Annotated in this window: 6 protein-coding genes; 2 read left to right on the plus strand and 4 right to left on the minus strand. The window is 63.7% G+C overall.

Annotated features, from left to right (window positions below; all coding sequences use genetic code 11):
- The first annotated feature begins 35 nt into the window (after positions 1-35).
- Complete coding sequence (locus tag RUGAMON1_RS06110) at positions 36-908, plus strand: ATP-dependent Clp protease proteolytic subunit (RefSeq protein ID WP_445229654.1); 873 nt, start codon at positions 36-38, stop codon at positions 906-908.
- A 65-nt stretch (positions 909-973) separates the two neighbouring features.
- On the opposite strand, the gene RUGAMON1_RS06115 is transcribed toward RUGAMON1_RS06110, so the two are convergent.
- The 4 genes from RUGAMON1_RS06115 to glnE all read right to left on the minus strand — a co-directional run bounded on the left by RUGAMON1_RS06115 (position 974) and on the right by glnE (position 10,515).
- Positions 974-3,913: a TonB-dependent receptor plug domain-containing protein gene (locus RUGAMON1_RS06115; protein WP_445229655.1), complete on the minus strand. Its 2,940-nt coding sequence runs from the start codon at positions 3,911-3,913 to the stop codon at positions 974-976.
- Positions 3,914-4,074: 161 nt separating this feature from the next.
- Complete coding sequence (locus tag RUGAMON1_RS06120) at positions 4,075-6,996, minus strand: TonB-dependent receptor domain-containing protein (protein WP_445229656.1); 2,922 nt, start codon at positions 6,994-6,996, stop codon at positions 4,075-4,077.
- A 189-nt stretch (positions 6,997-7,185) separates the two neighbouring features.
- Positions 7,186-7,647, minus strand: coding sequence for a cache domain-containing protein (locus RUGAMON1_RS06125; RefSeq protein WP_445229657.1), 462 nt, complete (start codon positions 7,645-7,647; stop codon positions 7,186-7,188).
- A 120-nt stretch (positions 7,648-7,767) separates the two neighbouring features.
- Complete coding sequence (gene glnE / locus RUGAMON1_RS06130; RefSeq protein WP_445229658.1) at positions 7,768-10,515, minus strand: bifunctional [glutamate--ammonia ligase]-adenylyl-L-tyrosine phosphorylase/[glutamate--ammonia-ligase] adenylyltransferase; 2,748 nt, start codon at positions 10,513-10,515, stop codon at positions 7,768-7,770.
- Between the two features lie 185 nt (positions 10,516-10,700).
- Between glnE and RUGAMON1_RS06135 the strand changes: the two genes are divergently transcribed.
- Positions 10,701-14,894 (plus strand): YhdP family protein, encoded by a 4,194-nt coding sequence (locus tag RUGAMON1_RS06135; RefSeq protein WP_445229659.1) that lies wholly within the window; start codon positions 10,701-10,703, stop codon positions 14,892-14,894.
- The last annotated feature ends 12 nt before the right edge of the window (positions 14,895-14,906 follow it).

The following is a 14,906-nucleotide window of genomic DNA, read 5'->3' on the forward strand; positions in this document are numbered from 1 at the left end:
AAATACCTCGTCGGGCAGTGCTGAACTTGTTGTTGATGAGCACCTTGTGGCCCTTGCCCGGCGCCGCACAGGCACCTACGCCGGCGCATATCAGGGAGACGGTTGCGAAAAACCTGTCATTCAGTTTGACAGTGCTCTCCGCGGGTGCCCGGCACGTCACGCTGATTGGCACGATAGACGATGCCATGGCCGAGCAGTTCAAGGCCGCGGTAGCTGCGGACAGTCATGTCGATACCGTGGTGGTCGATTCGTACGGCGGCAATATTGCCAGCGCCTTGGACATTGCCGACGTGATCCGCAAGCGAAACATGCATATTGTGGTCGACGGCCGGTGTTTGTCGGCATGCGCCAGTTATCTGTTTTCGGCTGCTGCCACCAAGACCGTCCTGCCTGGCTCGGTCGTCGCGATACATGGCCTGACCTTCAACTATCTTGATGGCGCCAAGGTCGTGCATGTAACGGAATCACAGGCCGGCGAGTTGTTTCGCACATCGACAATGGCCGGTAATCGCGAATTCTTCGATCGCCAGATGGCGAGGCAGAATGAATTTTATCGGCAGCTTGGGGTGCGCGGTGATTTGCGTGACACCTTTGCGCGCTATCTGGCTCACCGCAAGCAATTACTGGGCACCGATATGATCACGGCGCAGCAGCATGCGCCCGGCTGTCCGCCGGCGCAGATGTGGGCGCTGGACAAGGCGCAATTGGAAGCGTCCGGTGTGCGCGGCATCGGCGCGTTCTGGACACCGTCAAGTGACGAGCAGAAGGCCCAGCTGCTGCGCGACCTCGGCTTGCCGGCCGACTTCCTGTACTACGGCCCGGCAGCGGGGCTGGAGCAGCTGTGCACGCTGCCGCCCGGCCGCATCGCGGCGATGAAGCAGTGGCTGGCGCGCACCTTCACGCGTTAGACGAAAAAAAGCCCATCGGCACTGAGCGAACTCAGGCCGGTGGGCTTTTTAATTAGCTACAGCGATTACAGCGAAACGCGCAGGCCCAGGTAGTAGCGGCGGCCGATGGCGTCGTAGGTCGACGCATCGGTCTCGGTGCCGACGCTGTTGCCTGGCAGGCCGCTGATGATCGGTGCCGGCTTGGCGTCAAACGCGTTGTTGATACCGAAGTAAACCTGCATCGACTTCTTCGCGTCCTTTTTGATGTCGTACGTGAACTGGAAGTCGTTGTAGGTCTTCGAACCAACGCCCACCGTGCCCGGCGCGATGCTCAGGCTTTTCAGGAACTGGTCGTCCAGCGCCACAGGACCGGTATAGGTTGCGGTCCAGGTCGCGCCGAAGCTGCCCCATTTGTACGCCGTGTTCAACACTGCCTTGTTGCGCGGAGCGTTGATGCCGTTGGCGGTGACTTCGCCGACGTCGTCGTTGCGTGGGGTTTTGGATGGATCAGTCTTGTCTTCCGGAATGTCCCGGCGCCAGAATTCACGCAGGTAGGTGTAAGCCAGTTGCGCGCTCAGGCGGCCTGGACCGACCTTGTCCGCCCACGACACGGTCATGTCGATGCCTTCGGTACCCATGCCGCCGCTGTTGGTGACGGCGGTATCGCTGAGTCGGATCGAGCCGGCGCTCAGGTTACCCGTTTGCGCAGGACGGCGGGTGATGAATTTGCAGAACACCTGGTTATTCTGGTTGTAGCACTGGTCCAGCGCATACTGGCGGTCGGTTCCAACGATGGCGTCCGCGATGTTGATTTTGAAGTAGTCCGCCGTAAAGGTGACCTTGTTCAGCAACGGAATCGAACGCGGCGTGATGACCACCCCGATCGTGGTCGAACGACCTTTTTCAGCTTTCAGGTCCGGATTGCCGGTATTGTAGCCGCTGATGCCCTGCTGATCGGCCTGGCCCAGCGTGAAGACGCCGCCGTGTGCCGCCATGTTGGCCGCCACGCCAGGCGCGTTCTTGCAGTTGGTCGCCAGCGCAGAGCTCGACGACGACGACACGCCTTCACACGGATCGACCAGGCCGTTCGGGAAGTCCTGGCTAGGCGCCTGGTACAGCTCGTTGATGTTCGGCGCGCGGGTCGATTGCGCGCGGGTCGCGCGGATCTTGAAGTCCGAGGTCACGGCCCATTCGCCGCCGGCGTTCCAGCTGTTGGTGCTGCCCACGGTCGAGTAGTCGCCGTGGCGGAAGGTGCCCAGGAAACTCACCTCCTTGGCGAACGGCTTGTCTTTCAGCAGCGGGACGCGGGTTTCGACGAATGCTTCACGCACCTGGAACTTGCCGTAGGTCGGCGGCGTCGCGTTGCCGGCGTTCAGGCCGGCCTGGGTCAGCGGGTCGGGAACCGAGCTCGATTCTTCGCTGCGCCATTCAAAACCGGCCGCCAGGCCGACTTTGCCGGCCGGCAGTTCGAACAGGTCGCCGCTGACCGATGCGCCGGCCAGTTTCTGGGTCACGGCGGTCAGCAGCGAGCCCGGGGCGGTCACGTATTTCAGTGCCTCCGGCGAGATGGTGTTGTAGCCGAAGATGTTGATCGGCACGCAGCCTTCAGCCACCGCGTTGGCGTCGCTGCAGACCGGGGCGCCGCCGGCCGCGCCGGGGATCGCGCTCAGCGCGTTGCGCAGGTTGGGGATGTTGACCTGGCCGGTGGAGCTCTGCGCTTCCTTGGTTTTGCCGTAGGTGACGTAGGTCTCGTAGTTCCAATCCTTGACCGTGCCTTTCAGGCCGGTGGAGATGCGGAAGGTGTCGCGGTCGACGTCGGAGTGGCGCGCGCCGAACTCGGACAGACGGCGGGTGAAGAAGTAATCCGGGATGCCGTCGCCGTCGGTGTCGCTGATACGGTCGTACAGGTATTGCGGCACCAGCGGGTTCTTGACCAGCTTGCCGTTGACCATAGCGCCGGCCGGAACCTGGCCGCCGCTGCCTTTGAAGACCTGGTCCGAACCGAGCGGGAAGGCTTCGATATTGCTCGAGGCCTTGGTCGATGCGTATGTGCCTTCGAAGAAGGCGCTGTGGTTGTCGTTGAAGGCGTGGGTGCCGTTCAACGCGAACAGGTAGCGTTCGGTCGGTACAGCGATGGTGCGCAGGCCGGAACGGTTGTAGCCGGTCGCGCCGACGCCGTTGACGCCGTTGGTGCTCCACGGGATGACGTTGCCGTTCTTGTCGTAGGTGAAGTCTTCGGAGTCGCCGTAGAAGTGGCCTTGCGGCGCATAGCCGGAGAAGTTCGGGGATTTCGGGATGAAGGCCAGTTCAGGGTGGCCCTTGCTGATGGACGAGGTCTGGTCCTTCGACGAGCGATCGCGGTCTTTGGAGAACACCGCGCCTTGATTCGAGTAGCCGAAGTGGCCCATGATGTTGCTGGCGCCGTCGGCGCTGGTGGTGCCGAAGGTCAGCGCCAGTTTTTTCTTGAGGTCATCGCCTTTGCTGCTGCGGCCGGACTGGGCATCGACCAGTACGCCGTCGAAGTTTTTCTTCAGGATGATGTTGACCACGCCGGCCACCGCGTCCGAACCGTAGGTCGCCGAAGCGCCGCCGGTCAGCATCTCAACCCGTTCGATGAAGTCGGTCGGGATGGTGTTCAAGTCGACCGAAGTACTGCCCGGCACGCCGGAAACGAAGCGGCGACCATTGACCAGCACCAGGGTGCGCGAATCGCCCAGGTTACGCAGGTTGACGGTCGAAACGCCGGCGCCCGAGGTCAGGAAGTTCGAGTTGGTGCGGCTCAGCGTCGGCGTGCCCAGCGTTGGATTCTTTTGCAGCAGTTCCTGCAAGTTGACCGCGCCGGAGGCGGCGATATCGGCCGAAGTCAGGATTTGCAGCGGCGACGGCGATTCGGCGCCGGGTGCCGAAATCCGCGAACCTGTAATTTGTACTTTCTGCAGCGGTTCCGTAGCGGCGTCCTGGGCGTGGGCGGCTTGTAAACCGAGCGCCAGTCCGCCCACGCAGATCATGCGTACAGAACGGGACAACGTTGTTTCCTTGATCATTACCAACTCCTCCAATTTTCATGAGCATTGCAACTTGCCGGAAAAACATTTTTTCCGATCTGCTAATGTATTGGGTCGATGGTATTTCTGTAAACATAAAATACCAAAATAATCAAAAAAATAACGTTGCTGTTCTTTTTACGCTACAAGGTGATGCGCAAGCCCAAATAGTAGCGCCGGCCGATCGCGTCATAGGTCGAGGTGTCGGTCTCGGTGCCGGTCTGGTTGCCGGGCAGGCCGCTGATGATGGGGGGCGCCTTGGCGTTGAACGCGTTGTCGATGCCCAGGTACAGCTGCAGGTATTTCTTCACGTCATAGGTGAACTGGAAATCGTTGTAGGTGCGCGAACCCACGCCCACCGAGCCCGGCGCGATGCTCAAGCTCTTCAGGAACTGGTCGTCCAGCGACACCGGGCCGGTGTAGGTGGCAGTCCAGTTGACGCCGGCCGGCCCCCATTTGTAGGCGAGGTTGAGGCCGGCCCGGTTGCGCGGCGCGTTGGTGTTGGCCGCCGTGACCTCGCCGACGTCGCTGTTCTTCTCCGCTTCCGGCGTCGCTTTCTGCCACAGCTGGCGCAGCCAGGTCCAGGCCAGGCGGGCGCTCAGGTTGCCGGGGCCGACCTTGTCCGACCACGAGGCCGTGACATCGACGCCCTCGGTGCCGAAGCCGCCGCTGTTGGTGGAGGCGATGTTGCTATATTGAATGGAGCCGGAACTCAGGTTGCCGACGGCCGCGGGGCGGCGCGTGATGAAGCTGCAAAACGCCTGGTTGTTCTGGTTGTAGCATTGATCCAGCGCATATTGGCGGTCGGTGCTGACGATGGCGTCGGCGATCTTGATGGTGAAATAGTCGAGCGTGAAGGTGAAGCGGCGCAGCATCGGCACCGAGCGCGGCGTCACCACCAGGCCTATCGTGGTGGAGCGGCCTTTTTCCGCCTTGAGCTTGGGGTTGCCGGTGTTGTAGCCGCTGATGCCCTGCTGGTCGGCCTGGTTTAACGTGAAAATGCCGCCATGTGCCGCCATATTGGCCGCAACTCCCGCCGCATTGCGGCAATTGACGGCCAGCGCGCCGGTTCCGGAAGACGACACGCCCTCGCAGGGATCGACCAGCCCGGTGGGGAAATCCTGGCTGGGCGCCTGGAACAGCTCGTTGATATTGGGCGCCCGCGTCGATTGCGCGCGCGTGCCGCGCAGCTTGAAGTCGGAGCTGACGCCCCATTCCAGGCCGGCGTTCCAGCTGTTGGTGCTGCCGACGGTGGAGTAATCGCCGTGGCGCACCGTGCCGAGGAAGCTCAGTTCGCGGGCGAACGGCCGCTCCTTGAGCAGCGGCACCCGGGTTTCGACAAACACTTCGCGCACCAGGAAGTTGCCGAAGGTAGGGGGCAGGGCGTTGCCGGCGTTCAGGCCGGACTGGGTCAGCGGGTCGGGCACGGCGCTGGAATCCTCGCTGCGCCACTCGAAGCCGGCGGCGATGCCGATGCGGCCGGCGGCCAGGCCGGGCACCTCGCCGGTGACCGAGCCGCCAACCAGTTTCTGCGTGATCGCGGTTTCCAGCGAGCCGGGCGCGGTCACGTATTTGAGCGCGGCCGGGGTGATGCTGTTGTAGCCGAAGATGTTGATCGGCACGCAACCCTCGGCCGTCGCGTGCACGTCCCGGCACACCGGCGTGCCGTCGGGGCCGGGGATCGCCTCCAGCGCATTGCGCAGGCTCATCACATTGACCTGGCCGGTGGAGTTTTGCGCCTCCTTGGTCTTGCCGTAGGCCAGGTAGGCTTCATAGCTCCAGTCGCGCACCGTGCCCTTGAGGCCGGTCGCCAGCCGGAAAGTGTCGCGATCGACCGTCGCGTGGCGCGGGCCGAATTCGGACAGGCGGCGGGTGAAGAAGTAATCCGGCACGCCGTCGCCGTCGGTGTCGCTGATGCGGTCATATAGGTACTGCGGCACCAGCGGGTTCTTGACCAGCACGCCGTTGACCAGGGAAGCGGCCGGCACCTGGCCGCTGGGCTTGTACACCTGGTCCGAGCCCAGTGCGAAGGGTTCGATATTGGTATCGACCTTGGACGAGGCGTAGGTGCCCTCGAAAAACGCGCTGTGCTGGTCGTTGAACGCCCAGTTGCCGTTGGTGGCGAACAGGTAGCGTTCGGTCGGCACGGCGATCAGGCGGTAGGCCGATCGGTTGAAACCGGTGGCGCCGGCGCCGCTGCCGGCCGCGCCATTTTGATTCCACGGGATAATGTTATTGTTTTTATCATAGGTGAAATCTTCGCTGTCGCCGAAGAAATGGCCCTGCGGCGCATAGCCGGAAAAGTTGGGCCGCTTGACCACGAAGGCCAGTTCCGGGTGCCCTTGGGTGATGGCCGAGGTCTGGTCGACGGCCGAGGCCGGACGGTCGCGCGAGTAGACCGCGCCCTGTTTCGAGTAGCCGAAATGGCCCATGACATTGCTGGCGCCGTCGGCGCTGGTGGTGCCGAAAGTCAGCGCCAGTTTTTTCTTGAAGTCGTCGCCCTCGTTGCTGCGGCCGGTTTGCGCGTCGAACAGCACGCCGTTAAAGTTTTTCTTCAGAATAATATTGACCACGCCTGCCACGGCATCCGAGCCATAAGTTGCCGAGGCGCCACCGGTTAATAATTCCACCCGGTCGATAAAATCCGTGGGAATAGTGTTGAGGTCGACCGCAGTATCTCCGGGCACGCCGGAAACAAAACGCCGGCCGTTAATTAATACCAGGGTGCGTGAATCGCCGAGGTTTCTTAAATTAACGGTGGAAACCCCGGCGCTCGATGTCTGGAAATTGGAATTGGAACGGCTGATGGTCGGCGTACCCATGGTCGGGTTCTTCTGCAATAAATCCTGCAGATTGGTGGCGCCGGACGCGGCAATATCCACCGAGTTTAATATCTGCAATGGCGAGGGTGATTCCGCCGCCGGCGAAGCGATGCGGGAGCCGGTTATCAGCACCTTCTGCATCGGTTCAGCAGTTTCCTGGCTCATTGCGGTTTGCGCGCCCAATGCGGGGCCGACTATGCACAGCAGGCGAATGGCGCGGGCGATCGTGGTTTCATTATTCATTATCCGGCTCCTAGGGTGTGTCACGGTTATTTTGGAATGCCACCGCTGATAGACTGACTAGGCTGCCGAAGAGTTCCCACGTCCGTAAGCTCGTTTCTGGTGTTTACGCGCCAATTTTTGGCATGATCCAAGAATGAGGGCGAAAAAAAACCGGGACATCGTCCCGGTTGTTGCTTCACGCTACTGCTTTTATTTGTAGATGCCGGAGCCGACCAACATGTCGTCGACTTTTTCGATATAGCCGGATTTGGCTTCCACCGCCTTGGTGACCGGATTCGGCCATTTGAAATCCACCCAGCCCTTGCCCTTGGATTTGGCGAGGTCGACCATTTCTTTAATCATCGGTTTTCCTTCATTATCCTTGAGGGTAATCAAAGGTTTGCCGACCATTTTAGGATTATTACCATGGGCCAAAGCGATGCCGTTTAAATCGTACACATAAATATACAGGTCGCGGTCATGGAAAGTCGTATTGGCCGGATCGGAAATCGCGGCGAAAGCTTTTTCCTTGCCATCGGATTTAATCAGGGCAACCGCTTTCTTTACCATGGCGACCGCTTCGTCCGGCGTTCCCTTGTCGGCGGCCACAGCGGTCGATGACATTGCAAACATGCTGAAGCTTAACGCCGCGGCACCGATTAATGCTCTCATATCATTTCTCCTTTGAATAAAACGGCGATGGCGCTGGGCGCTCTGATGTTGTGGTTTTCAATATTACTGTAGTTGACGAGTTTAAATCTCAACAGCAGCAATTTAACAAAGGCTTCGTTGTTACTTGGCAACATTGCCTTCAAATATAGTGCGCCATAACTCCATGACCTGGGCCGCGTGGGCGGCCACCAATTGTGGATCGACGCGCGCCAGGTCCTGGCCTTGCAGGCGCAGTTGGTGTTGTAGTTTGCGCAACTGCCGGTAGGCGTCGCCGACCCGCGCCGCCAGGCCTGCATCGATCAAACCCAGCTCGCCGCACATTTTCAAAAGTGCAATGTTGCCGTAGTTGGCGGTCAGTTGCGGATAGGCCGCCGCGTGCTGCAAGACCAGGAACTGGACGATGAACTCGATGTCGATCATGCCGCCCGGATCCTGTTTCAGGTCGAACAGCTCGCTGTGGTTCGGCTTGGCGTCGACCATGCGTTTCCGCATTGCAATGACTTCCTGCTTCAGCGGGCCGTCGGCCGGCCGCTCCTTGCGCAGCACCGCCTCGCGGATTTGCTCGAAGCGCGCGCCGATCGCCGCGTCGCCGGCGCAGAAGCGGGCGCGGGTCAGCGCCTGGTGCTCCCACACCCAGGCCGAGCTGCTCTGGTACTTCTCGAACGCCAACACGCTCGACACCAGCATGCCGCTGGCGCCGTCCGGGCGCAGCGCGGTATCGATGTCGAACAGGATGCCGGCCGAGGTGTGCGATGTCATCCAGGTAATAAAGCGCTGCGCCAGCTTGGCGTACTGGGCCGGCGCCTCCTGGTCGCTGTCGTCGTACAGGAAGATCACGTCCAGGTCGGACACATAGCCCAGCTCCTTGCCGCCTAGCTTGCCGTAGGCGATCACCGCGAACTGCGGCACTTCGCGGTGGCGCGTGGCCACCATCTGCCAGATCGCCTTGATGGCGGCGGCGACGATGGTGTCGGCCAGCGCCGACAGGTGGTCGGCCAGCTTTTCCACCGTCAGGTCGCCGGCCAGGTCCTGCGCCAGCAGGTGGAACAGCTGGGCGTGGTGGATTTCGCGCAGGATATCCATCTGCCGCTCGGTGTCGCCGGGCGCCGAGGCCAGTTGTATTTCCAGGTCGGCGGCCAGCGCCACCGGGTCGAACACGGCGTTGCGGACGCGGTCGTCCAGCAGCTCGTCGAGCAGGATGGGGTGCTGGCTGAGGAACTGCGCGGCCCAGCCGCTGGCGTGCACCATGCGGATCACCCGCGCCAGCGTGTGCGGATACTCGGTCAGCAACGACAGATAGGCCGAGCGGCGCGCGATCGCCTCCAGGAAATCCAGCAGCCGGCCCAGCGTGGCCTGCTGGTTGCCGCCGCTCGATTCCAGCGAGCACTGGACGATCAGCGGCAGCGCCGCGTTGACCAGTCCCAGCAGGCGGTTGCGGCTGGCTTCCGGCAGCGATTGCAGGCGCGGCGCCTGCCAGGTCGAAATCAGGCGCTTGGCCGCGCCCTCGGGATCGTCGAAACCCAGTGCGGTGAAGCGCGACACCATGGCTTCGCGGTTGTCGGGATCGGCGCACTCGTTGCTCGACTGCGGATTGATGTCGTTGTCGCTGCCGCTGGTCTTGTCCGAGAACATTTCATCGAACTGGCCGGCGACGAACTGGCGATGGGCTTCGATCTGGGTCAGCAGGGTGGCGGTGTCGGGCAGGCCCATCATCTGCGCCACCAGCAGGCGGTCGGCGTCGTTGGCCGGCAGGGTGTGGGTCTGAGCGTCGTCCAGGTATTGCAGGCGGTGTTCCAGGTTGCGCAGGAAGGTGTAGGAAGCCAGCAGTTGATAGACGATGGCGTGGCTTAGCAGGCCCTTCTCGGCGATGATGCGCAGCGTGGTGCGGGTCGAGCGGTCGCGCAGGGCGGCGTCGCGACCGCCCCGTATCAGCTGGAACACCTGCGCCAGGAACTCGATCTCGCGGATCCCGCCGCGGCCCAGCTTGACGTTGTTGCTGCGGTCCGGGTGCAGCCGCTCCTGGCGGTTGACCTCGGCGCGGATCTGCGCGTGCATATTGCGGATGGCGTCGATGACGCCGAAATCCAGGTAACGGCGGAACACGAACGGCCGGGCGATGGCGTCCAGCGCGGCGATGTCCTCGGCGCGACCGGTCACGGCGCGCGCCTTGACCCAGGCGTAGCGCTCCCACTCGCGGCCCTGGACGATCAGGTATTGCTCCACCATGCTCAGGCTGGCGGCCAGCGGGCCCGAGCCGCCGTTCGGCCGCAAGGCCATATCGACCCGGAACGTGTAGCCATCTTCCGTGATCTCCGACAAAGCCGCGATCAGCTTCTTGCCCAGCCGGATGAAGAATTCGTGGTTGGACAGGCTGCGCTGGCCCGGCCCGGCGACGGTGTCGCCATCCTCCGGATAGACGAAGATCAGGTCGATGTCGGACGAGACGTTCAGTTCGCCGCCGCCCTGCTTGCCCATGCCCAGCACGATCAACTCCTGCGGCAGGCCGGAATCGCGGCCGATCGGCGTGCCGTGCGCCGCCGTCATTTCCGCGTAAATCTCGCGCATATGCTGCTGGATGGCGAAGTCGGCGAAGCGGGTCATGGCTTCCACCACCTCGGCCAGGTTGGCCTTGCCTTCGAGGTCGCGGCGGATCAGCACGCATACCAGCAGATTGCGCAGCCGGCGCATGGCGCGCGGCAAGGGCAGCGGCGGGGCGCCCGGGGGCACATTGGCGGCTTCTTTTGCTAAATAATCAGCAAGATTAATCTGGGCAAGCGATAATTGCGCTAAATCATCAGCCTTGGCGGCGCGGTCGGGAGCGGCGGCCAGCCAACGCTGGTAAAAACGTGACACGGTTGGTGCAATCATTGGCAACGTGTTTCCTGAAACAAGTTAGTCGGTAACAGCATGTAAAGCATGTAAAACCGGCGCGGACCCGCTCTAAGCGGCGCTGGTTGGCGCAGGGCTTGCGGTAGAATTGCTGCGCAGGCATAAAAGCTTGAAACCGAGTTTAGCGATTTATTTGACGCATGGCCTGATTTATTAGCTTATTGATGCAAAAACCAGAAGAGGAGACTGTGACAGGCGAGGGCCCTTTGGCTGCGCGCTGGCACCGGCTGCGTGCCGCCTATCGCATCTGTAACCTGGCCAGCCACCATGTGCTGGGCTTCACGCTGAAGCTGTTCCTGCTGCTGTATTTCGCCTTCGCCATCCTGTTCCTGACGCTGCGCTACGTGGTGCTGCCGAACATCGACCACTACAAGGGCGATATCGAGCGCCTGGCCAGCGGCGCGGTCGGCAACCGCGTCTCCATTTCCCGCATCTACGCTTCCTGGACCGGCCTGCGTCCCAACCTGTTCCTGGGCGACGTGGTGCTGCACGACCAGCAGGGCCAGCAGGCGCTGACCCTGCCCAGCGTGTCGGCCACCTTGTCGTGGTGGAGCGTGCTGGCCGGCGCCGTGCGCTTTGAATCGCTGGAACTGGTGCGCCCCGAGCTCGACGTGCGGCGCGAAGCCGACGGCCGCCTGCTGGTGGCCGGCATCTACATCGACCCGCGCAAGCCCAGCGACGGCCGCGGCGCCGACTGGCTGCTGGCGCAGCGCGAGATCGTCATCCGCGAAGGCCGCCTGCAATGGACCGACCTGCAGCGCGGCGCGCCGCCGCTGGCGCTGGACGGCGTCAGCATCCTGCTGCGCAACCAATGGCTGCATCACCAGCTGGCGCTGAAGGCGACGCCGCCGGCCGCGCTGGCCGCGCCGCTCGACGTGCGCGCCGACTTCAGCCATCCCGCCTTCGGCGCGCGCGTGTCCAACCTGTCGATGTGGAAGGGCGAGCTGTACGCCGACGTGCGCGGCACCGACCTGCAGGCCTGGAAGCCGTGGCTGGACTTCCCGTTCGAGCTCAACAGTGGCGGCGGTTCGCTGCGCGCCTGGGTCGGCATCGACCAGTCGCGCGTGACCGGCTTTACCGCCGATGTCGGCCTGCGCGACGTTTCCGCCGTGCTCGGCAAGGAGCTGCCGCTGCTGGACCTGCGCCAGCTCAGCGGCCGCATCGCCGCCCGCGAAGAGCTGTCCGCCACCGCGCCGCTGGTCAAGAAGGGCGCCGTGCGCCCGCGCTTCGGCGCGCTGGGCCACAGTGTCGAGCTGACCAACCTGACCCTGACCACCAGCGACGGCTTGCTGATGGCGCCGACCTCGCTGTCCGAACACTACACCGTCGCCAGCGGCGCCAAGCCGGAGCGCTATGAAATCCGCGCCCGCCAGCTGGACCTGCAAACCATGGCCGGCCTGGCCGAGCGCCTGCCGCTGACCGAGCACCAGCGCAAGCTGCTGGCCGATTTCGCGCCGCGCGGCCTGCTGCAAAACTTTTCCGCCGAATGGCAGGGCGCCTATCCGGCCTTGCAGTCCTACCGCGTCAAGGGCGAGCTGGTGGGCCTGGGTCTGAAGCCGCAGCCGCCGCGTCTGGCGCAGGCCAGGACCGCCAGGTCGCCGGCCATCGCCGCCTTGCCCGCCATCCCCGGCTTCGACAACCTGACCGGCGCCATCGACGCCACCGACAAGGGCGGCAGCTTCAGCCTGGCCTCGACCCAGCTGGTGCTGCAAATGCCGGACTACTTCAGCGAAGCGGCGATGCCGTTCGACCACCTGAACCTGAAGGCGCGCTGGTCGTTCGAGCCGGACAACCAGCTGCTGTTCCAGATCGACAGCATGGACTTCCTGCAAAACGGCCTGAGCGGCACGCTGCAGGGCTCGCACAAGATGCCGCTGGCCGGCAAGGGCGCCGGCCATGCCGACCTGACCGGCACGCTGAACGGCTTCCAGCTGAACCGCATCGACAACTACCTGCCGATGCAGACCCCGCACGACCTGCGCGCCTGGCTGACCGGCGCGCTTGAAGGCGGCGTCGCCAGCGACGTCACCGTGCGCCTGCGCGGCGACCTGGCGCATTTCCCCTTCCACGGCGACAGCAGCGCCGACAAGGCGCGCGGCGAATTCCGCGTGGCCGGCAAGCTGACCGAGGGCAAGCTCAATTATTCTCCCAGCCATTTCCTGCACGACGGCAAGGAGCTGGGCAAGGACGGCAAGCCGCTGCCGCTGTGGCCGCAGGCCGAGCACATCAAGGGCAGCTTCGTGTTCGACCGCGCCCGCATGGAAATCCGCGGCGACACCGCCACCACCGCCGGCGTCGCGCTGTCCGGCGTCAAGGCGGTGATTCCCGACCTGATGATCCACGACGCGATGCTGGAAATCGACGGCAACGCCGCCGGGCCGATGCAGGAATTCCTCAAGTACATGAGCGTCAGCCCGGTGCTGGAATGGATCTCGCACTTCACCGACGAAACCCAGGCCAGCGGCAACGCCAAGCTGGCGCTGAGCCTGCGCCTGCCGCTGTCGCACCTGATCGACGCCAAGGTGCAGGGGGCCCTGCAACTGGCCAACAACGACATCACGCTGATGAACGACTTGCCGCCGGTGCAGGCGTCGCAGGGCAAGATCGAGTTCAACGAGCACGGCGTCAACCTGAGCCAGCTGTCGGGCAACTTCCTCGGCGGACCGGTCAGCATCACCGGCGGCAGCCAGAAGGACAACGCCATCGTCGTCAAGCTGGCCGGCGCGATGACGGCCGACGGCTTCCGCAAGGCCTACCCGATGCCGGCCATGCAGCGCCTGGCCAGCCACTTCTCGGGCGGCACGCGCTACACCGGCACCGTCACGGCGCGCGATCACCAGGTGGTGGTGGCGGTGGACTCCACGCTGAACGGCCTCGGCATCGAACTGCCGGCGCCGGTCAAAAAGGCCGCGCCGGATGCGTTGCCGGTGCGCTTCGTGCTCAGCAGCGCGCTGACGCCGGACGCCGCCGGCGCCGTGCATGACGACATGCGCGTCGCCCTCGGCGGCAATATCAACGCCCGCTACCAGCGCCAGAAAACCGGCAAGACGCCGTGGAAGCTGGTGCGCGGCGGCATCGGCGTCAACGCGCCGGCGCCGGAGCCGGACAGCGGCATGTCCTTCAACATCAGCCTGCGCGCGCTCAACGTCGACAACTGGCTGGACTTCGGCAGCGAGATCGCCGGCAAGGCCGAGCCGTCCGCCGGCCCTGCCGCCGACGGCGCCGATGTCGCCCAATACGTGATGCCCGACACCATCGCCGCGCGCGCCAGCGAACTGGTGATCGGCGACCGCAAGCTGGAGAACGTGGTGGTCGGCGTCAGCCGCCAGAAATCGGTGTGGCAGGCCAGCGTCGATTCCAGCCAGGCCAACGGTTATGTGACCTGGAGCGAGCCGTCCACCGGCCAGGGCCTGGGCAAGGTGACGGCGCGCCTGTCGTCGCTGGTGATCCAGGAATCGGCGTCGAAGGATGTGCAGGATCTGCTGGACGGCAAGAGCGCGGCCGCCACCATCCCGGCGCTGGACGTGGTGGTCGAGCGCTTCGACCTGTTCAACAAGCAGCTGGGCCGGCTGGAACTGCAGGCGAGCAACGCGCAGTTGCCGAACGCGCGCGAATGGCGGATCGGCAAGCTGTCGCTGGCCAACCCGGACGGCGAGCTCAAGGGCACCGGCAAATGGGTCACCAGGGACGGCGCCCACACCACCAGCCTGAACTTCAATCTCGACATCGCCGACGCCGGCAAGCTGCTGGACCGCTTCGGCTTCGCCGGCACGCTGCGCAACGGCAAGGGCACGCTCAACGGCGACATCGCCTGGAAGGGCCTGCCGTATTCGCTGGACCTGCCCAGCCTGTCCGGCGACATCAAGCTGAACGTGGAAAAAGGCCAGTTCCTGAAGCAGGATGCGGGCGCCGCCAAGCTGCTCGGCGTGCTCAGCCTGCAAGCCTTGCCGCGCCTGCTCAAGCTGGATTTCCACGATGTGTTTTCGGAAGGCCTGGCGTTCGACGGCATCACCGCCAACGCCGCCATCAACCACGGCATCGCCAAGACCGACAACTTGAAAATGCACGGCGTCGCCGCCACCGTGCTGATGGACGGCAGCGCCGACATCGCCAACGAAACCACCAACCTGCATGTGGTGGTGATACCGGAAGTGAACCTGGGCACGGCGCCGCTGGTGTACGCGCTGGCCGTCAATCCGGTGATCGGCCTGGGCAGTTTCCTGGCGCAGCTGTTCCTGAGCGCGCCGGTGATGAAGGCCTTGACCTATCATATGCAGGTCACCGGGCCGTGGAAGGCGCCGGTGGTGACCAAGCTCGATGCCTCCAAGGTGGAACCGCCCGCCAAGGGCGCGCAGTGATCAACTCGTTGA

It is taken from the genome of Duganella rhizosphaerae, from assembly GCF_040364205.1.
Lineage (GTDB): Bacteria > Pseudomonadota > Gammaproteobacteria > Burkholderiales > Burkholderiaceae_D > Rugamonas > Rugamonas rhizosphaerae.

Bases quoted from the DNA above. Each gene is read 5' to 3' on its own strand.
- RUGAMON1_RS06110 (WP_445229654.1), top strand. From the start codon at position 36: ATGAGCACCTTGTGGCCCTTGCCCGGCGCCGCACAGGCACCTACGCCG.
- RUGAMON1_RS06125 (WP_445229657.1), bottom strand. From the start codon at position 7,647: ATGAGAGCATTAATCGGTGCCGCGGCGTTAAGCTTCAGCATGTTTGCA.
- RUGAMON1_RS06135 (WP_445229659.1), top strand. From the start codon at position 10,701: ATGCAAAAACCAGAAGAGGAGACTGTGACAGGCGAGGGCCCTTTGGCT.
- glnE (WP_445229658.1), bottom strand. From the start codon at position 10,515: ATGATTGCACCAACCGTGTCACGTTTTTACCAGCGTTGGCTGGCCGCC.
- RUGAMON1_RS06120 (WP_445229656.1), bottom strand. From the start codon at position 6,996: ATGAATAATGAAACCACGATCGCCCGCGCCATTCGCCTGCTGTGCATA.